The sequence below is a fragment of the Actinomadura sp. NBRC 104425 genome (assembly GCF_030269545.1).
GTDB lineage: Bacteria > Actinomycetota > Actinomycetes > Streptosporangiales > Streptosporangiaceae > Spirillospora > Spirillospora keratinilytica.
Window position 1 is genome coordinate 65,481 of record NZ_BSTN01000013.1, and the last position, 18,839, is coordinate 84,319.

Here is an 18,839-nt window from a genome sequence, read left to right on the forward strand (position 1 = left end):
GGCACGATGCGGGAAGAGAGGGCCGCCACGTGACCATCGCACACAACCCGCTCCGGGACCCGCGGGACAAGCGGCTCCCCCGGGTGGCCGGGCCCTGTGTCCTGGTCCTGTTCGGAGTCACCGGAGACCTGTCGCGCAAGAAGCTGCTGCCCGCCATCTACGACCTGGCCAACCGGGGGCTGCTTCCGCCGGGCTTCTCGCTGGTGGGCTTCGCGCGCCGCGCCTGGGAGCACGAGGACTTCCGGCAGATCGCCTACGACTCGGTCAAGCAGTACGCCCGCACCCCGTTCCGGGAGGACGTCTGGCGGCACCTGGCCGAGGGCATCCACTTCGTGCCCGGCGAGTTCAGCGACCCGGGCGCGTTCGAGGCGCTGGCCATGGCGCTCAAGGAGCTGGACCAGACCCGCGGCACCGGCGGCAACTACGCCTTCTACCTGTCCATCCCGCCGAAGTTCTTCCCCCAGGTGGTCGAGCAGCTGCGCAGCGCCGGGCTGGCGGAGCGGTCGGCGGGGTCGTGGCGGCGGGTCGTCATCGAAAAGCCGTTCGGCCACGACCTGGCCAGCGCGATCGAGCTGAACGACACCGTGCACCGCGTCTTCCCCGAGGAGTCGATCTTCCGGATCGACCACTACCTCGGCAAGGAGACCGTGCAGAACATCCTGGCGCTGCGGTTCGCCAACGAGATGTTCGAGCCGATCTGGAACCGGTCGTACGTCGACCACGTGCAGATCACGATGGCCGAGGACATCGGCATCGGCGGCCGGGCCGGGTACTACGACGGCATCGGCGCCGCCCGCGACGTCATCCAGAACCATCTGCTGCAGCTGCTGGCGCTGACGGCGATGGAGCCGCCCACCTCGTTCAGCGCCGAGGCGGTGCGGGCCGAGAAGGCCAAGGTGCTGTCGGCGGTGCGCATCCCCGGCGACCTGTCGCTGGCCACCGCCCGCGGCCAGTACGCCGCCGGCTGGCAGGGCGGCGTGAAGGTGCGCGGCTACCTGGAGGAGGAGGGCATCCCCGCCGACTCGCGCACCGAGACCTACGCCGCGGTCAAGCTGGAGATCGGCAACCGGCGGTGGGCCGGCGTGCCGTTCTACCTGCGCACCGGCAAGCGGCTCAGCCGCCGGGTCACCGAGGTCGCGGTGCTGTTCCAGCGCGCGCCGCACCTGCCGTTCTCCGAGACCGACACCGAGGAGTTGGGGCAGAACGCCCTGGTCATCCGGGTGCAGCCGGACGAGGGCATCACGGTGCGGTTCGGCTCGAAGGTGCCGGGCTCCTCGATGGAGGTGCGGGACGTGAACATGGACTTCGCCTACGGCGAGTCGTTCACCGAGTCCTCCCCCGAGGCCTACGAGCGGCTGCTGCTGGACGTGCTGATCGGCGACCCGCCGCTGTTCCCGCGGCAGGAGGAGGTCGAGCTGTCCTGGCGGATCCTGGACCCGGTGGTGGAGTACTGGGCCGGGCAGCCCGCGATCGACCAGTACAAGTCCGGCGGGTACGGGCCCGACAGCGCCGACGAGCTGATGGCGCGCGACGGGCGCGCATGGAGGCGACTCTAAGAGATGAACATCGATCTGGCCGACACCACCACGCGCCGCATCCAGGACGCGCTGACGCAGGCCCGGCACCTGATGGGCGGTCCGGCGGTCGGCATGGTGCTCACCCTGATCATCGTGACCGACGAGTCGGCGCAGTACGACGCCGTGCGCGCGGCGACCGAGGCGTCCCGCGAGCACCCCTGCCGGGTGCTGACGGTGATCTCCCGGGACGCGCGCGGCAGCTCGTCCCGGCTGGACGCCGAGATCCGCATGGGCGAGACCGGCCCCGGCGAGACGGTCCTGCTGCGCATGTACGGCCCGCTCGCCGAGCACGCCGACTCGGTGGTCACCCCGCTGCTGATGCCGGACACCCCGGTGGTGACGTGGTGGCCGGGCGGCCGGGTGCCCGAGACGCCCAGCCGCGACCCGCTGGGCCGGCTCGCGCAGCGCCGCGTCACCGACTCCTACGCCGCCCGCGACCGGCTCGGCACGCTGGCGCGGCTGGCCGAGCGGTACGCCCCCGGCGACACCGACTTCGCCTGGACGCGGCTGACGTCCTGGCGGTCGCTGCTGGCGGCCGCGCTGGACCAGGACCACGCCGAGATCACCGCCGGGGAGGTGGCGGCCGAGCCGGACAGCCCCAGCGCCGAGCTGCTGGCCGCCTGGCTGTCGGTGCGGCTGGGCGTGCCGGTGTCGCGGGGCACGTCGGACGGCCCGGGCATCACCGGGGTCCGGCTGGTCACCGGCCGGGGCGACATCGAGATCTGCCGTCCCGACGGGCGGGTGGCCACGCTGCGGCGGCCCGGGCAGCCCGACCGGCAGGTGGCGCTGCTGCGCCGTCCGATGCCCGAGCTGCTGGCCGAGGAGCTGCGGCGGCTCGACCCCGACGAGGTGTACCGGGAGGCGGCGATGCGGTTCGCCAAGGACCTGGCCGCCGGGAAGGGGCGCGCGGAGTCCGCCCCGGCGGCGCCGGGACCGGAGGCGACATGAGCACCCCGGGTGTGCTGGTCCACCGCGACCAGGAGCTGCTGGCCCGGGCGGTGGCGGCCCGCCTGGTGACCCGCCTGGTGGACGTGCAGGCCGCGCGCGGCTCGGCGTCGATCGTGCTGACCGGCGGCGGGGTGGGCACCGCGGTGCTGGCCGAGCTGGCCGCCAGCCGCGCCCGCGACGCCGTCGACTGGCGGGCGCTGGACATCTGGTGGGGGGACGAGCGGTTCCTGCCGTCCGGCGACCCCGAGCGCAACGAGACCGGGGCCCGCAAGGCGCTGCTGGACCACGTGGACGTGGACCCGGCGCGGGTGCGGCCGATGCCGTCCACCGACGGCCCGGACGGCGCCGATCCCGAGGCGGCGGCCGACCGGTACGCGGCCGAGCTGCGCGCCGCGGCCCGTCCCGAGGACCACGGGCCGGTGCCGTCGTTCGACGTGCTGATGCTGGGGCTCGGGCCGGACGCGCACGTGGCGTCGCTGTTCCCGGAGATGCCCGCCTTGTACGAGGAGGAGCGGACGGTCGTGGCGGTGCGGGGCGCGCCCAAGCCGCCGCCGACCCGCATCTCGCTGACATTCCCCGCCATCCGGGCTGCCCGCGAGGTGTGGGTGATCGCGGCCGGCGAGGCCAAGGCCTCGGCGGTGCGGCTGGCCCTGTCGGAGGCGGGTCCGATCCAGGTGCCCGGCGCGGGCGCCCGGGGACGGCGGCGCACGCTGTTCCTGCTCGACCGGGCCGCCGCGTCCCAGCTGCCGCCCGGCATCGAACGCCTCAGCTCGCCGTAGCAGCGGTCGTCCTCCACGGCGCCGGGTCTTCTCCTGCGGAAGGCCCGGCGCCTTCGTGTCCCCGCCGCGAACGGACGGGGCGGCCGATAGACGAAAGTCGATGCCGGCGTCGACCTGCGGACATGGGCGGCCCGCCGGCCGGTGGGTAGGTTGGGGCGCGTGGTGCTGCGCAGATCCGCCCGCGAGTGGCTCTACGACGTCGCCGTCACGGCCGCCGCGGCCCTGCTGAGCTTCCTGCTGGTGCTGGGCGCACGCTCCGATCCCGACCCCGACCCCGCGCTGTCCACCGACCTCGCGTTCGGCGGTGCGGCGCTGACCCTGCTGTTCCTGCTGCGCCGCCGCCGGCCCCTGCTGGTCTGGGCGGTGCTCATGGCGGGGCAGCTGTTCTCCACGTCCGCGATGGGGCCGCTCGGGCTGACGCTGTTCACCATCGCGGTGCACCGGTCCTGGTGGGTCGCGGTCACCGTCGCCGGGGTGGAGGCGACGTTCATCACGCTGGCGTTCACGGCCTCGACCTGGCGGTCCGAGCGGGAGTACTGGGAGACCCTGGCGGTGTTCCTGCTGGGCATCGCCGTGCTGGTGGCGGCCGGAATGCTCGTCCGGTCCCGCCGCCAGCTGATCGATTCGTGGAAGGAGCGGGCCCTGCAGGCCGAAATGCAGCACCAGATGCGCGTGGAGGAGGCCCGGCACCTGGAGCGCGAGCGGATCGCCCGGGAGATGCACGACGTGCTGGCGCACCGGATCTCGCTGCTGGCGGTGCACGCGGGGGCGCTGGAGTTCGGGGAGGGCGCCACCGAGCGGCAGCGGGAGGCGGCCGGGGTGATCCGCCGCTGCGCCTACGAGGCGATGGAGGACCTGCGGGAGGTGATCGGCGTGCTGCGCGACGACGGCGCCGACGCCGAACAGCCGCAGCCGACGCTGACCGACGTCCCGGCCCTGGTCGAGGAGTCGCGCCGCGCCGGGACGCCCATCACCTTCGACGATCGCGTCACCGACCCCGAGTCCGTCCCCACGAGCGTGGGGCGGCACGCGTTCCGGGTCGTGCAGGAGGGCCTCACCAACGCGCGCAAGCATGCCCCCGGGTGCCGCGTGCGGGTGCGGCTGGCCGCCGCCGAGTCGGGCCTGGCCATCGAGATCGTCAACCCGCTGCCGGCGGGCCGGGCCGCCACCGCGCTGCCCGGCGCGGGGGCCGGGCTGATCGGGCTGCGCGAGCGCGCCGAGCTGGTCGGCGGGCGCCTGGAGCACGGCCGCACCCCCGAAGACGCCTTCGTCCTGCGGGCCTGGCTCCCGCTGCCGTCGCGGTGACCACCGCGCGCGAGGCGCCCCGTAAGGTGATCGGCGTGACCACCCCCATACGCGTGCTGATCGTGGACGACGACGCGCTGGTCCGGGCGGGCCTGTCCATGATGCTGTCCGGCGCCGAGGACATCGCGGTCGTGGCGGACGTGGCCGATGGCAGCGAGGTGATCCCCGCGGTCAACGAGCACCGCCCCGACGTGGTGCTCATGGACATCCGGATGCCGCGGCTGGACGGGCTGGCGGCGACCGAGCGGCTGCGCGCCCGCCGCGACCCGCCCGAGGTCATCATTCTGACCACGTTCGACACCGACGACCACATCCTGCGGGCGATGCGCGCGGGCGCCAGCGGCTTCCTGCTCAAGCACACCCCGCCGCCGGACATCGTCCGGGCGATCCGGCAGGTGGCGGCCGGGGAGCCGATGCTGTCGCCGGCGGTGCTGCGCCGGATGATGGCCTACGTCGCCGAGGCCGCCGGGGTGGATCCGCGGCAGGCGCGGGCGCGGGCGCTGCTGGACCGGCTCAGCGACGGCGAGCGGGCGGTGGCGCTGCTGGTCGGGCAGGGCAAGACCAACGGCGAGATCGGCCGGGAGCTGTCGCTGAGCGTGGCGACGGTCAAGGCGTACGTGTCGCGGCTGCTGACCAAGCTGGACCTCAACAACCGCGTGCAGATCGCCCTGCTGGTCCACGACGCCGGCCTGGCCGACCCGTCCTAGCGGAAGGCCGGGCCACCAAGGTCGGGAGCGCGCCGACTTCGGTCGCGGCCGTCTCGACCTTCGGCCGACGCGGCGGCCCGACCGCGCCGGGCAGCCTGGACCGCATGATCGAAGTCGAGGGTCTGACCAAGCGGTACGGGGACGTGACCGCGGTCGCGGACGTGTCGTTCACGTGCGCGCCGGGCACCGTCACCGGGTTCCTCGGCCCGAACGGGGCCGGCAAGTCCACCACCATGCGCATGATCTGCGGGCTGACGCCGCCGACGGAGGGGTCGGCGACCGTCAAGGGCGTCCCGTACCGGCGCATCGCCAACCCCGGGCGGCACGTGGGCGTGCTGCTGGACGCCAGTGCGCAGCACTCGGGCCGCACCGGCCGCGAGACGCTGCGGCTCACCGCGCAGATCCTGGGCGTGGACCCGGCGCGGGCGGACCGGATGCTGGAGGTGGTCGGGCTGCCGGCCAAGGCGGCGCGGCGCCGGGTGGGCGGCTACTCGCTGGGCATGCGCCAGCGGCTGGGCATCGCGCAGGCGCTGATGGGCGATCCGAGCGTGCTGATCCTGGACGAGCCGGCCAACGGCCTGGACCCCGAGGGCATCTACTGGATGCGCACGCTGCTGCGCGACTTCGCCGAGCGCGGCGGCACCGTCCTGCTGTCGTCGCACCTGCTGCGGGAGGTCGAGGCGGTGGCCGACCGGTTCGTGGTGATCGCCGGCGGGCGGATCGCGGCGCAGGGCGGCAAGGAGGAGCTGCTGTCGCGGCACGGCGGCACCCGGGTCCGCGGGGAGGACCCGGCCGCCCTGGGCGCGGCGCTGACCGGCGCGGGGCTGTCGTTCCGGACCGCCGATGACGGCGCGTTCCTGGTGGACGCCGACGCCGCCGCGGTGGGCCGGGCCGCCGCCCGCGCCGGCGTCGTGCTGCTGGAGCTCCGCCAGGCCGACGGGGGCGGGCTGGAGGAGCTGTTCCTGTCGCTCACCACCGCAACGGCGCCGTCCGCCCCGGCCGGCGCGACCGAAAAGACCGAGGAGGCCGTCCGATGACGACCGCCACCGCCCTGCCCGCAGTGGAGAGCGAGCCTCCCCGCCCGTCCCTGGCCCGGCTGACACTGGTCGAGCTGCGCAAGATGACCGACACCCGGTCGGGCCGCTGGCTGCTGGTCCTCATCGCGCTGACGGCCGTGGCGATGACGCCGGTGATGCTGTTGGCCGCGCCCGAGGAGGAGCGGACGCTGGCCGGTTTCTTCTCCGCGGCGCTGACGGGGGTGTCGTTGCTGCTGCCGGTGCTGGGCATCCTGTCGGTGACCCAGGAGTGGTCGCAGCGCACCACGCTGACCACGTTCGCGCTGGTCCCCGCGCGGCACCGGGTGGTGTCGGCCAAGCTGGCGGCCGGGTCGCTGCTCGGCGCGGTGTTCGTCGCGACCGCGCTGGCCGTGGCGGCGGTGGGCCGCGGCCTGGCCGAGGTGCTGGGCCGGTCGGACGGGGCGTGGACGATCGCGCCGTCGCGGGTGGCCACGACGGTGCTGTTCGCGGTGATCGCGGTGTTCTCCGGGGCGGCGTTCGGGATGCTGTTCATGAACTCGCCGCTGGCGATCGTGCTGTACTTCGCGCTGCCGACCGCCTGGTCGGTGCTCACCGAGACGGTCACCGCGCTCAAGGACGCGGCGGGCTGGCTGGACACCAACCGCACCCTCAACCCCCTCCTGGAGGAGGGGGTCACCTGGGAGGAGTGGGCGCGGGCCGGCACGTCGCTGGTGGTGTGGCTGCTCATTCCTCTGCTCGCGGGCCTGGTCCGGTTGATGCGGCGCGAGGTGAAGTAGGGGCCTCGGCGCCGGGGGGCCGGCGCGCCGCCAGCGGCATCGCACGAGGATCGCGGCGGCGGTCAGGCCGAGCGGCGGGTTGATGAAGAACGCCCAGCGCCAGGAGGCGTGGTCGGTGAGGGCGCCGCCGACCAGCGGCCCGGCCAGGCTGGCCACGGCGAAGTTCAGCGCCGACCAGCCCTGGTACCGGGCCCGCGAGCGTGCCGCGCTCTCACCTCGCTCACGGGTGTCTGGCAGCTAGAACGGGGCGCGATGCTTACCCACGTACCGGGGGCGGCGGTAGTCCGCGATCACTCAACCGTCTCAAGCGCCACCTTGCCGTGGCCACCCGCTACGACAAGCTCGCCGTCCGCTACCAGGCCACCCTGGAGATCACCGCCATCAACGAATGGCACCACCTACTTCAAAACACGCGCTAGGCGAAGGGGGCCGGGGCCGCGCGCAGCCCGCCCCGGCGCGCCGCGCTCGTGCGGGCCCAGCCGACCAGCCGCGCCGCCGCGTGGGCGGACTCGACCGGCTGCAGCCGCGGATGCAGGATGCGCACGACCTCCAGATCCCGTCTGCGCAGCAGGCGCAGGCGGACGGCGCCGCCCAGCCCCTCCACCGGCAGATCGGGCACGTGCGCGCCCTCGTCCGGCCAGGCGGGACGGCCGTTGTCCGGGCCGGGCCCCTGCCGCAGGCCCTGTCCCGGCACGGATGCGTCCCCGGCGGCGGACACCGCCTCCGTCATCCGACGCGGGAACAGGACGTCCAGTTCGCCGATGCGCTCCGGCTCGCTGTAGTAGTCGGCGCGGTCGCGGAAGGCGCGGACCGGCTGGGTGTGCCGGAAGCGGGCGCCGCCCCGCAGCCAGGGGTACATGCGGCCCCGCAGGGCCTCGTCGAGCGCGTGCCGCAGGCCGTCCTCGGAGTCCTCGTCGCAGGCGCTGCCGATGGCGTACACCGGCGAGCGGCGGTGCCGCGTCAGCGCCACCCACAGCGGCACGCCCAGTCGGGTGGCGCCGGTGAAGAACTCGGTGCGCCATCCGGCCGCCTCGTCGGCCGCCCGGTCGCCGCGCCACCAGGCCGGCTCGCGGGCCGGGCGCAGCGGGGTGCCGGTGAACCAGGCCAGGCGCAGGGCGTCCCGCTCGTACAGCTCGCGCACCGCGTGCGCGGTCGCCACCGCCCGGCCGGGGCCGGCCGCGGTGCCGTCGGTGGTCGGCTCGCACCACTGCGGCACGCCGGGCTCGCGGCCCGGCCGCGCCGTGCACAGCGCGACCGGCAGGTACACCGGACGGCCGGTGACCAGGTCGTCGGCCAGCGTCCAGTCGACCGGGGCGTCCGGGTCGTAGCGCGGGAACGGCCAGGCCGCCGGGTCCAGCGGCTCGCCCAGGTAGGACCGCACGTCGAACACGTCGAGGCCGCCGGCGCGCAACTCGTTCTCGCTGACCTTCTCGGCGGCCCGCGGCGGATCGTAGGCGCACAGCGCGATCCGCTCCACCAGCTCGCCGGTGAACCGCTCGGCCACCGCGGCCGCGTCGCTGTCGCACACCGCGGCCTCGATCGGCCGCCGGCCGCGGGCGGTCAGCTCGGCCATGACCAGATGGCGGCCCAGCAGCATGTCCGGCGCCTGGTAGCAGCGCACGGTCACCCCGGCGCGCAGCAGGTCGGCGCGCCGTTCCAGGGCCGCGGCGACCCGGTCGGACAGGTCCGCGGCCGCCTGCGGGGCGGTGAACACCGACACGCGCAGGGTGTTCACGCGTCCCGCCCGTCGATCGAGGTGACCGGACGCCGGACGGGGACATCGGGTTCGGACATCAGGGCTCCTGTAGGCGGCGTAGTGATCGGGACGCGGTCGGCCCACACGGCCAGGGGATGGCGTTCGGCGGCCGACAGCCACAGCCCGCCGTCGGGCAGCCGGTCGCGCAGCTCGTCCGGAACGTGCCGCAGGTGGCGCACGACGCCGCGCGGCCCGGCGTCGACCGTGAGCCGTGCGGTGACCGAGTCGGGCGCGGCGGCGCGGCCGAGCAGCAGCAGCCGGGGGGTGACGCGGCCGCACGCGCAGGGCCCGGCGGCGTCCAGCAGGACGCCGACGTCGCCGACGACGCAGCGGACGAACGGCATCGCGGTGTTCAGCAGGTCGGTGAGGGCCAGCAGGCCGGCGGTGCCGGTCGGCACGGGGCGCCGGGTCACCGGGTGCAGCACCTCGACGTGCACGGCGTCGGCGTTGACGTGCATCGCCCGGCAGTCGGGGTAGCGGACGGCGACCGGCGCGGTCATTTCCGCCACGGTGTACAGCTCGGCGGGCGCCTCCGGCGGGCCGCCGTGGTCGATGCCCAGCAGGGCGCGCGTCGGCCGGGGCAGCTCCCACGCCGACGCGAGCGCCGCGTCGGCGCCCGCCGCGCGCAGCGCCGCGCACACCGCCGGGGTCCCGACGAGCAGGTCGCCCGGCCGTCCGCCCGCCGCCAGCTCCGCCTCGGCCTCGCGCAGCCCCAGCCGCCGGCGCCGGATCCGCGGATCGTACAGGCAGGGCCCCGAGGCGGGCGGCTCGCGCCACGGCACGACGGCGGTGCAGGTGAACGACGGCGGCAGGCCGAGGGCGTCGAACAGGCGGCGGTCGATGGCGGCGCGTTCGGCCGCGGCTGCGCGCGGGCGGGCGATGACGGCGGCGTCCGCGGCGCCGGGACGCCTGCGGCCGCGGCCGAGAAGGGGGACCTCGTCCAATGCCGCCCACGGGGAATGGCCCGCCGCGTCTTCGGCGCCCTGGCGCAGGATGCCGGCGCTTTTCCGGTACGCGCGTGTACCCGCGGCCGCCGAAAGGACCGCGCGCAGCCTCCGCTCCCGCACTTTGCGCAGCAGTTCCGCGTCGCGTTCCGCCGTCGCGGCGCACCGTATTCGGCTTTCGGTTCCGGCGTCCGATCCGCCGTCGGATCCGCGCCGCGGCCGGACCGGCGGCCGGCCGTCCGTTCTCACGCCGGCCCGATTCCGTGCGCCTCCGCACGCCTGCGGCGGGGCCGGCCGCCGGGCTCGGCGGGGTGCGCGGTCCGGGTGTGCGCCGTCGCGTCCGTCCAGGTCATCTGCGGCCATCCCTGATACCGGTGCACTCCATGTCGCAGAGATTGTCTTGATCTGACAGCACCAGTCAACAGGCAATGGAGAACGGGTGCGAAACCGCCCGAAGACCGAAACAAAATAACGACGCATCCCAATGCCGCCACCTGCCGCGTCGGCTTCGACCCCATGATCCAAATCCCGGCGGCGAATGGCGGATTGACCGAATCTTTGCCGACGCCCCGGGGCTGCCGGGGGCCGGGGCGGCGTCCCGGACGGGACGAACCCGGGCGAAACCGCCAGCTCACTCCGCCGTAGCGGCCGTGTAACAGGCGTCGGCCACCCTGGGGGGCGGCCCCGCTCCCCGACTGCGGAAAGGATCGTTCCAATGCCGCTGCTGCGCATCCGCACCGAGATCGAGGACAGGCCCGGCCGCCTGGCCCTGCTGACCGCCGCGCTGGCCCGCCGCGGCGCCAACATCCTCGGACTGTCGGTGCAGGTGGACACCCGCGGCGTGGTGGACGAGTTCGTGGTCAGCGTCCCCGGCGGAGCGGACGCCGCGCCGGAGCGGGCGCTGGCCGAGGCGCTCGGCGCGGCGGGCGGGGCGCGCACCACGGTGGTCCCGGCGCGCCCGCACGAACTGGTGGACGAGCCGACCCGGGCGCTGGCGCTGGCGGCGCGGCTGCGCGCCGAGCCGCGGGCGCTGCCGGAGGTGCTGGCCGAGCTGCTGCGCGCCCACGAGGCGTCCTGGACCACCGGCCCCGCCGCCGACGACGGGGCGCCCGACGTGCTGACCGTGCCGATCGGCGAGCGCCGCGCCGTGCGGCTGCGCCGGTTCGGCCTGCCGTTCACCGCCACCGAGGCGGCCCGCGCGGACGCGCTGGTGCGGGCGGCGCTGCCCGCGCCGTCCCCGCAGCCGGCGTCCCGCACCGTGGCGCTGCGCGACGGGACGCGGGTGGTCGTGCGGCCCATCCGGCCCGCGGACGCCGACGCCGTCCGCGACCTGCACGAGCGGTGCTCGCTGGAGTCGCGCCGCATGCGCTACTTCAGCGCCAAGCCCGCCCCTCCCCCGCGCGCGATCGAGTCGTTCAGCGACCCCGCGCACGGCCTGACACTGGTCGCCGAGGGGCCCGACGGGTCGCTGCTGGCGCTGGCGCACCTGATCCACGTGCTGGACCCGGGCGTGGCCGAGCTGGCGTTCCTGGTGGAGGACGCCTGGCAGGGCCGCGGGCTCGGCCGGGCGCTGACCGAGCTGCTGGTCGTGCTGGGCCGCGAGCGCGGGCTGGTGGAGCTGCGGGCGACCACGCTGACCGAGAACCGGCGCACGCTGGCGCTGCTGGCCTCGCTGGGCGGCCGGATCCGGCGCACCGGCGAACCCGGCGTCGCCGAGGTGCGGCTGCGCCTGGACGGCCGCGGCGCCGCCCCGTCCGCCCCCGCGGCCGGCGGCCCGCTCGCCCGCCAGGGGGCGTAGCGGCCGCCCGGCCCGCCGCCGCGCCGCCCCCGCCCTGCCGGGCTGGCAGGATGGCCGGGTGAGCGGCATCTACGACGAACCACGGGTGTACGAGCTGGCGTGCGGGTTCCGGGACGTGCCCGCCGAGGTGGACGCGCTGCTGGCCTGGTGCGCGCGGCACCGCCGCGGCGGACCGGTCCGCACCGTGCTGGAGCTGGCCGCCGGGCCCGCCGAGCACGCCCGCGAGTTCGCCCGGCGCGGCGTCGCGGCCACCGCCCTGGACGTCAACCCGGCGATGTGCGCCTACGCCGAGCAGGCCGCCGAGCGCGAGGGCGTCGCCCTGCGCGTCGTGCGGGACGACATGACCTCCTTCGCGCTCGGCCGCCGGTTCGACCTTGTGGTGACCATGCTGGACTCCACGTCGCACCTGATGACGCTGGACGCGTTCACCGCCCACCTGGACCGGGCCGCCGCCCATCTGGCCGACGGCGGCCTGTACATCGTGGAGATGTCGCACCCGCGCGACCGGCTGTCCGACGAGCCGAGCGTCAGCACCGGGTGGACGGTGGAACGCGACGGCGTGCACGTCACGGTCCGGTGGGGCGAGCCCACCGACCGCCTCGACCCGGTCACCCAGATCTGCGACGACCACGTCACGGTCACCGTCGCCGAGGACGGCGCGACCCGGGTGGTCCGCGACGTGGTGCCGTACCGGTTCTGGTCGGCGACCGCGGTGGAGGCCGCCGTGCGCCTGTCCGGCGCGCTGCGGATCGCGGCCCGCTACGGCGACTTCGGCGACGTGCCCGTCACCGACCCGCAGGCGTGGCGGATGATCCTGGTGCTCGCCCGCCCCGCCGCGGACGCCGGTCAGGGCGCGGGCGCCCAGCCCGGCATCGGGTAGCCGGCCATGAGCTCGCGGACCTCCCCGGCGACGCGGTCCAGCGCCGTCTCGTCCTGCTTGGCCACGGCCTGGACGACCTCGTCGATCCAGGCGGCGATCCGCGGCATCTCCTGCGGGGTGAGGCCGCGCGTGGTGATCGCCGCGGTGCCCAGCCGCAGGCCGGACGGGTCGAACGGCTTGCGCGGGTCGAACGGCACGGTGTTGTAGTTCAGCTCGATGCCCGCCCGGTCCAGGGCCTGCGCGGCGGGCTTGCCGGGCACGCCCCGGCCGGTCAGGTCGATCAGGATCAGGTGGTTGTCGGTGCCGCCGGACACCAGGTCGAAGCCGCGCTCGGCGAGCGCGGCGGCCAGGGCCCGGGCGTTGGCGACGACCCGGTGCGCGTAGTCGGCGAACTCCGGCCGGGCCGCCTCCTCCAGCGCCACCGCGATGGCCGCGGTGGTGTGGTTGTGCGGCCCGCCCTGCAGGCCGGGGAAGACGGCCTTGTCGACGGCCTTGGCGTGCTCCGCCGTCGTCATGACCATGGCGCCGCGCGGGCCGCGCAGCGTCTTGTGCGTGGTGGTGGAGATGACGTCGGCGTGGCCGACCGGCGACGGGTGCGCGCCGCCCGCGATCAGCCCCGCGATGTGCGCGATGTCGGCGGCCAGCACCGCGCCGACCTCCCGGGCGATCTCGGCGAACGCCGCGAAGTCGATGGTGCGCGGGATGGCGGTGCCGCCGCACCAGATCAGCTTGGGCCGCTCGCGGCGGGCCAGGTCGCGGACCTCGTCCATGTCGATGCGGCCGGTGTCGGCGCGCACCCCGTAGCGGACGGGCCGGAACCACTTGCCGGTCGCCGACACCGACCAGCCGTGCGTCAGGTGGCCGCCCATCGGCAGCGACATGCCCATGACGGTGTCGCCGGGCTCCAGGAAGGCCATGTAGACGGCGAGGTTGGCGGGCGACCCCGAGTACGGCTGCACGTTGGCGTGCTCGACGCCGAAGACGCGCTTGGCCCGCTCGATGGCCAGCAGCTCGATCGGGTCGATGTTCTGCTGGCCCTCGTAGTAGCGGCGGCCGGCGTACCCCTCGGAGTACTTGTTGGTCAGGACGCTGCCCGTGGCCTCCAGGACGGCGGGCGACACGTAGTTCTCCGAGGCGATCAGCCGGATCTTCTCGTACTGGCGGCGCGCCTCGGCCTCCACGAGGTCGGCGACGGCCGGGTCCTGGTCTCGCAGTCGGGCGATGGCCGGATCGTGCATGACATCCTCCGCGCTGTTCCAACGCCGGAGGCGCGGTGCGGGCACCCCCGGCTGACGGGGGCCCGTACACCCAGGCGCGCGGTGTGCGGACTCTGTACGCTCCCCGGTGGTCGACTCCACCTTGACTGCGCCAGTCGCGTGCGTCCCATCGTAGTCGGCGCCGTCGGCGCCGCCGGCGCCGCCGGCGGCGGCGCCCCGGCGTCGCCGCAGGTGGCCGGGGTCACGCCGGCGGCAGGGCGGTGCCGATGACGCGGGGGGCGACCACCGACAGCCGGGCCTGGCGCGGGAACACCAGCCTGCGGCAGCTTTCGATGCGGTATCCGGCGCGCCGCAGCTCCGCCACCGTGTCGCGGTTGGCGTGGCAGCCGCCCATCAGCCGCGACCACACCGGGTCGACCAGGTCCTGGCGGCGCCCCCAGCCGCCGTCGGCGCGCACGTGCTCGTAGAAGCGCAGCCGCCCGCCCGGCCGCAGCACCCGGCGGAACTCCGCCAGCGCGGCGGCGGGGACGGACACCGAGCACAGCACCCCGGACACCACGATCGCGTCGGCGCGGGCGTCGCCGAGCGGGATCCGCTCGGCGGTGCCGTCGGTCACCCGGACCTCGACCGGTGCGGAGCGCGCCGCCTCGGCCGCCTTGCCCCGCAGGTAGGGCTGCGGTTCGACGGCGAGCACCTCGGTGACGCCCCGGGGGTAGTGCGGGAAGTTCAGCCCGTTGCCGGGCCCCACCTCCACGATCCGGCCGGTCAGCCCGGCCAGCAGTTCGCGGCGCAGCTCGGCGTGGCCGCGCGCCTCGGCCCGTCCCGCCACCAGATCGAAGAACCGGGCGAAGATCGCATTGCTCATGGCCCCGATCGTCGCTCATGTGCCGTTCCGGTGGAACCCTCCGGCGGCCGGGCGGGCGCGGGCATGCGAACGGCCCGGCGCCCCTTCTCGGGACCCGGGCCGTGGGACGGTCACGGGGGCGCGGCCGTGCGGTCAGCTGCGTCCCGCGGACTCCATGGCGGCCTTGACGGCGGCGCGCTTCTCGCGGAGCTTGGCGAGGGCCTCCTCCAGGATCGCCTCGCCGTCGGCGTCGCTGCGCCGCTCCTTCACGTAGGCCAGGTGCGTCTTGTAGGGCTCGGTCTTCGGCGGGGCCGGGGGGTTGTCGCGATCCTGCCCCGCGGGGAACCCGCAGCGGGGGCAGTCCCACGTTTCGGGAATGGCGACGTCCGTCGCGAAGCTGGGGCGCACCTCGTGCCGGTTGGCGCAGTAGAAGGTGACCCACACGCGGGGGGCCGCCTCCCCGCGCTCGGCCTCTCCCATCGGACCGGCCCCAACCCGGCTGCCCCGAATCGCGTTGCCACTAGCCACGGACTAACTCCTCGCTTGATCTGCCGCTCGCTGGAATGCCGCCGCATGCCGCGCCCTCCGGGACGGGCGCGGCACGGTGGCGCGACGGCCGGTGTCTCGGGTCCGGGGACCGCTCAGCCGGCGCCCTTGCTCTTGAACAGCAGTCCGAGCACGATGATCGAGGCGAACCAGATCACCCCGACGCCGATCGTCAGCCGGTCGAGATTGCGCTCGACCACCGACGATCCGCCCAGCGACGAGCTGATGCCGCCGCCGAACATGTCGGACAGGCCCCCGCCCTTGCCCTTGTGCATCAGGACGAGGATCACCATCAGCACGCTGGTGATGGCGAGCACGACGGACGTTGCGATGATCACGTTTCAGCGCCTTCTCTGGCCGCCCCGCCGTACGGGGCGTGTTCTCGAACGATTACACGGACTGGACATGGTACGAGCCGAGCGGTTTACCCGTCACGTACGAAGGGTACGACGGATCACCGGCTGGTTCGGCGAGAATCCGCATGTCGTTGCCGAATCGATCCGCAATCGAGGCGGTTCTCAGGCGGGCAGGTCCCGGTACCGGCAGATTTTGACGAACTCGCCGGCGTCCAGGCTGGCACCGCCCACCAGCGCGCCGTCCACGTCCCGCTCCTTCATGAGCTTGGCGACGTTGCCGCTCTTGACCGACCCGCCGTACAGCACGCGGACCTGATCGGCCACGTCGCCGTCGTACAGCTCGGCGAGGCGGCCGCGGATCGCGCCGCACACCTCCTGCGCGTCCTGCGGGGTGGCGACCTCTCCGGTGCCGATCGCCCACACAGGCTCGTAGGCGATGACGACCGACCGGGCCTGCTCGGCGGGGATCTTCTCCAGCGCGCCGTCCACCTGGGCGAGCGTGTACGCCACGTGCTCGCCGGCCTTGCGCACCTCCAGCCCCTCCCCGACGCACACGATCGGGGTGACCTGGTTGGCGAAGGCGGCCTTGACCTTGGCGTTCACCAGCGCGTCGTCCTCGTTGTGGTACTGGCGGCGCTCGGAGTGCCCCACGACGGCGTAGGAGCAGCCGAGAGCGGCCAGCATGGCGCCGGAGACCTCGCCGGTGTAGGCGCCGGAGGCGTGCGGCGAGACGTCCTGCGCGCCGTAGCGCAGCCCCAGCTTGTCCATCTCGACGCTGCTCTGCACCGAGCGCAGCGCGGTGAACGGCGGCAGCACCACCACCTCGACGGCCTCGTAGTCGGGCTCCTTGAGGGTGAAGCCGAGCTGCTGCACCAGCTTGATGGCCTCCAGGTGGGTGTTGTTCATCTTCCAGTTGCCGGCCATCAGCGGCTTGCGGGAAGGGGTCGCGGCCATCGTGTCAGTCCTCCAGAGCGTTCAGGCCGGGCAGCGTCTTGCCCTCCAGGTATTCCAGGCTGGCGCCGCCGCCGGTCGAGATGTGCGAGAAGGCGCTCTCGTCGAAGCCGAGGCCGCGCACGGCAGCGGCCGAGTCGCCGCCGCCGACGACGGTGAACGCGCCGGAGTCGATCAGCCCCTGGGCGACGGCGCGGGTGCCGTGCGCGAACGGCTCCATCTCGAACACGCCCATCGGGCCGTTCCAGAACACCGTGGCCGCGCCCGCCAGCCGGGAGGCGAAGAGCTTGCCCGACTCCGGGCCGATGTCCAGGCCGAGCCGGTCGGCGGGGATGGCGTCGGCGGGCACCACCGAGTGCTCGGCGTCGGCGGCGAACGCGGTGGCGGCCACCACGTCCACCGGCAGCACGATCTCCACGCCGGCCTCCTCGGCGCGGCGCAGGTAGCCGCGGACGGTGTCGAGCTGGTCGCGCTCCAGCAGGCTCTTGCCGACCTCGTGGCCCTGGGCGGCCAGGAAGGTGAACACCATGCCGCCGCCGATGAGGATCCGGTCGGCCTTGCCGAGCAGGTTGTCGATGACGCCGAGCTTGTCGGAGACCTTGGAGCCGCCCAGCACCACCGCGTACGGGCGGGCGACGTCCTCGGTGAGCCGCTTGAGCACGTCGACCTCGGCGGCGATGAGCCCGCCGGCGGCGTGCGGCAGCCGCTGCGGCACGTCGTAGACGCTGGCGTGCCTGCGGTGCACGGCGCCGAACCCGTCGCCGACGTACAGCTCGGCGAGGGCGGCGAGCCGGTCGGCGAACGCGCCGCGCTCGGCGTCGTCCTTGCTGGTCTCGCCGGGCTCGAAGCGCAGGTTCTCCAGCAACGCCACCTCGCCGTCGGCCAGGCCCTCGGCGGTGGCGCGGGCCGAGTCGCCGACGACGTCGGAGGCGAACCGCACGTCGGTGCCGAGCAGCTCGCCGAGCCTGGCGGCGACGGGGGCGAGGGAGAACTCGGGCTTCACCTCGCCCTTGGGGCGGCCCAGGTGGGCGCAGACGACGACCCGGGCGCCCCGGTCGCGCAGCGCCCTGATGGTCGGCACGCTCGCCCGGATCCGCCCGTCGTCGGTTATCTTCCCGTCGGCCAGCGGCACGTTCAGGTCCGAGCGGACGAGCACCCGCCGCCCGGCGACATCGAGATCGTCAATGGTGCGCATCGCAGTGGATGTCCCTTTCACAGGCGTCCGCCGCGCGCCCGGTGCCCTGACGGCGGCCGGGCGCGCGGCGGGAGGCGCGGTCGCGGGAGGAGGCGGTCAGAGCTGCCCGCCGACCAGCTTGACCAGGTCGACCAGCCGGTTGGAGTAGCCCCACTCGTTGTCGTACCAGCCGACGACCTTGATCTGGTCGTCGATCGCCTTGGTGAGCTTGGCGTCGAAGATGCAGGACGCGGGGTCGGTGACGATGTCGGCGGACACGATCGGGTCCTCGGTGTAGGTCAGCACGCCGCGCAGCGGGCCCTCGGCGGCGGCCTTGAGCGCCGCGTTGACCTCATCGACCGTGGCCTCGCGGGCCAGCTTGACGGTCAGGTCGGTGGCCGAGCCGGTGGGGATCGGCACGCGCAGCGCGTACCCGTCCAGCTTGCCCTTCAGCTCCGGCAGCACCAGGCCGATGGCCTTGGCGGCGCCGGTGGAGGTCGGGACGATGTTGAGCGCGGCGGCGCGGGCGCGGCGCAGGTCCTTGTGCGGGCCGTCCTGCAGGTTCTGGTCCTGCGTGTAGGCGTGGATGGTGGTCATCAGGCCGCGCTCGATGCCGAAGGTGTCGTGCAGGACCTTGGCCATCGGCGCCAGGCAGTTGGTGGTGCAGGACGCGTTGGAGATGATGGTGTGGTTCGCGGGGTCGTAGTCGCCGTCGTTGACGCCCATCACGATGGTGACGTCCTCGTTCTTGGCGGGCGCCGAGATGATGACCTTCTTGGCGCCGTTGTCGGCGTGCACCTTGGCCTTGGTGGCGTCGGTGAACAGGCCGGTGGACTCGACCACCACGTCGGCGCCGAGGTCGCCCCACTTGAGGTTGTTCGGGTCGCGCTCGGCGAACGCCTTGATGGTGCGGCCGCCGACGGCGATCTCGTCCGCGGTGGCCTTCACCTCCTCGCCGAGCCGGCCGAGGATGCTGTCGTACTTCAGCAGGTGGGCGAGGGTGGCGTTGTCGGTCAGGTCGTTCACCGCCACGACCTCGATGTCGGCCCCGCTCGCCAGCACGGCGCGGAAGAAGTTGCGGCCGATCCGGCCGAACCCGTTGATGCCTACTCGGATGGTCACGGAACCGCTCTCCTCGTACCTCGTGGACGCGCCCGGGCGTCGGTCCGGGCCGCTGATCTTCCTGGGTCCGGGGTGCTCCCCCACCTGCCGACCCTATCGAATGAGGGGGCCGCGGCCCGACA

Annotated in this window: 18 protein-coding genes, 1 pseudogene and 1 riboswitch; of the genes and pseudogenes, 9 read left to right on the top strand and 10 right to left on the bottom strand. The window is 74.5% G+C overall.

The genetic code is table 11. The annotated features are described in order from the left end of the window. Positions 1 to 29 precede the first annotated feature (29 nt). The 7 genes from zwf (at position 30) to QSK22_RS20275 (ending at position 7,129) form a co-directional block, all read left to right on the top strand. Positions 30 to 1,556: a glucose-6-phosphate dehydrogenase gene (zwf, locus tag QSK22_RS20245; protein ID WP_285495815.1), complete on the top strand. Its 1,527-nt coding sequence runs from the start codon at positions 30 to 32 to the stop codon at positions 1,554 to 1,556. Between the two features lie 3 nt (positions 1,557 to 1,559). After that, complete coding sequence (locus QSK22_RS20250; RefSeq protein WP_285495816.1) at positions 1,560 to 2,525, top strand: glucose-6-phosphate dehydrogenase assembly protein OpcA; 966 nt, start codon at positions 1,560 to 1,562, stop codon at positions 2,523 to 2,525. Continuing rightward, positions 2,522 to 3,304 carry a 6-phosphogluconolactonase gene (gene pgl / locus QSK22_RS20255; RefSeq protein WP_285495817.1) on the top strand — a complete coding sequence of 261 codons (783 nt, stop codon included), beginning with the start codon at positions 2,522 to 2,524 and terminating at the stop codon, positions 3,302 to 3,304. Before QSK22_RS20250 ends, pgl begins: the two co-directional genes overlap by 4 nt. A gap of 159 nt (positions 3,305 to 3,463) precedes the next feature. Then, entirely contained in the window at positions 3,464 to 4,609 is a 1,146-nt protein-coding gene (locus QSK22_RS20260; RefSeq protein ID WP_285495818.1) for a sensor histidine kinase, read from the top strand. Positions 4,610 to 4,644: 35 nt separating this feature from the next. Continuing rightward, positions 4,645 to 5,316, top strand: coding sequence for a response regulator transcription factor (locus QSK22_RS20265; protein ID WP_285495819.1), 672 nt, complete (start codon positions 4,645 to 4,647; stop codon positions 5,314 to 5,316). Between the two features lie 104 nt (positions 5,317 to 5,420). Next, a complete protein-coding gene (locus QSK22_RS20270; protein ID WP_285495820.1) occupies positions 5,421 to 6,353 on the top strand; it encodes an ABC transporter ATP-binding protein in 933 nt (310 codons plus the stop codon). Beyond that, entirely contained in the window at positions 6,350 to 7,129 is a 780-nt protein-coding gene (locus tag QSK22_RS20275) for an ABC transporter permease (RefSeq protein WP_285495821.1), read from the top strand. Before QSK22_RS20270 ends, QSK22_RS20275 begins: the two co-directional genes overlap by 4 nt. 15 nt (positions 7,130 to 7,144) lie before the next feature. On the opposite strand, the pseudogene QSK22_RS20280 reads toward QSK22_RS20275, so the two are convergent. The 3 genes and pseudogenes from QSK22_RS20280 to QSK22_RS20290 form a co-directional block, all read right to left on the bottom strand. Continuing rightward, positions 7,145 to 7,366 (bottom strand): annotated as a pseudogene (locus tag QSK22_RS20280) (MFS transporter); the annotation flags it as partial. Between the two features lie 178 nt (positions 7,367 to 7,544). Beyond that, the gene (locus tag QSK22_RS20285) at positions 7,545 to 8,864 is read right to left on the bottom strand and encodes a YcaO-like family protein (RefSeq protein ID WP_285495822.1); all 1,320 of its coding nucleotides are present in this window, start codon (positions 8,862 to 8,864) and stop codon (positions 7,545 to 7,547) included. Then, positions 8,861 to 9,829: a phenylacetate--CoA ligase family protein gene (locus QSK22_RS20290; RefSeq protein ID WP_285495823.1), complete on the bottom strand. Its 969-nt coding sequence runs from the start codon at positions 9,827 to 9,829 to the stop codon at positions 8,861 to 8,863. Before QSK22_RS20290 ends, QSK22_RS20285 begins: the two co-directional genes overlap by 4 nt. 715 nt (positions 9,830 to 10,544) lie before the next feature. Here QSK22_RS20290 and QSK22_RS20295 point away from each other — a divergent pair. Beyond that, positions 10,545 to 11,627 carry a GNAT family N-acetyltransferase gene (locus QSK22_RS20295; protein WP_285495824.1) on the top strand — a complete coding sequence of 361 codons (1,083 nt, stop codon included), beginning with the start codon at positions 10,545 to 10,547 and terminating at the stop codon, positions 11,625 to 11,627. Between the two features lie 58 nt (positions 11,628 to 11,685). Beyond that, positions 11,686 to 12,507, top strand: coding sequence for a class I SAM-dependent methyltransferase (locus tag QSK22_RS20300; protein WP_285495825.1), 822 nt, complete (start codon positions 11,686 to 11,688; stop codon positions 12,505 to 12,507). On the opposite strand, the gene glyA is transcribed toward QSK22_RS20300, so the two are convergent. The 7 genes from glyA to gap form a co-directional block, all read right to left on the bottom strand. Next, positions 12,474 to 13,745, bottom strand: a complete 1,272-nt coding sequence (gene glyA, locus QSK22_RS20305; RefSeq protein ID WP_285495826.1) for a serine hydroxymethyltransferase — start codon at positions 13,743 to 13,745, stop codon at positions 12,474 to 12,476. The two genes, QSK22_RS20300 and glyA, sit on opposite strands and share 34 nt — an antisense overlap. 61 nt (positions 13,746 to 13,806) lie before the next feature. Beyond that, positions 13,807 to 13,893: riboswitch (ZMP/ZTP riboswitch) on the bottom strand. A gap of 72 nt (positions 13,894 to 13,965) precedes the next feature. Continuing rightward, the gene (locus QSK22_RS20310) at positions 13,966 to 14,589 is read right to left on the bottom strand and encodes a class I SAM-dependent methyltransferase (protein WP_285495827.1); all 624 of its coding nucleotides are present in this window, start codon (positions 14,587 to 14,589) and stop codon (positions 13,966 to 13,968) included. A 132-nt stretch (positions 14,590 to 14,721) separates the two neighbouring features. Further along, on the bottom strand, positions 14,722 to 15,096 hold the full coding sequence (locus QSK22_RS20315) for an RNA polymerase-binding protein RbpA (protein WP_285495828.1): 375 nt from the start codon (positions 15,094 to 15,096) through the stop codon (positions 14,722 to 14,724). A gap of 113 nt (positions 15,097 to 15,209) precedes the next feature. Next, positions 15,210 to 15,452 carry a preprotein translocase subunit SecG gene (gene secG / locus QSK22_RS20320; RefSeq protein ID WP_285495829.1) on the bottom strand — a complete coding sequence of 81 codons (243 nt, stop codon included), beginning with the start codon at positions 15,450 to 15,452 and terminating at the stop codon, positions 15,210 to 15,212. Between the two features lie 180 nt (positions 15,453 to 15,632). Next, positions 15,633 to 16,424: a triose-phosphate isomerase gene (gene tpiA, locus QSK22_RS20325; RefSeq protein ID WP_285495830.1), complete on the bottom strand. Its 792-nt coding sequence runs from the start codon at positions 16,422 to 16,424 to the stop codon at positions 15,633 to 15,635. Positions 16,425 to 16,428: 4 nt separating this feature from the next. After that, on the bottom strand, positions 16,429 to 17,616 hold the full coding sequence (locus tag QSK22_RS20330; RefSeq protein WP_285495831.1) for a phosphoglycerate kinase: 1,188 nt from the start codon (positions 17,614 to 17,616) through the stop codon (positions 16,429 to 16,431). 96 nt (positions 17,617 to 17,712) lie between these two features. Further along, positions 17,713 to 18,717: a type I glyceraldehyde-3-phosphate dehydrogenase gene (gap, locus tag QSK22_RS20335; RefSeq protein WP_285495832.1), complete on the bottom strand. Its 1,005-nt coding sequence runs from the start codon at positions 18,715 to 18,717 to the stop codon at positions 17,713 to 17,715. Positions 18,718 to 18,839 lie beyond the last annotated feature (122 nt).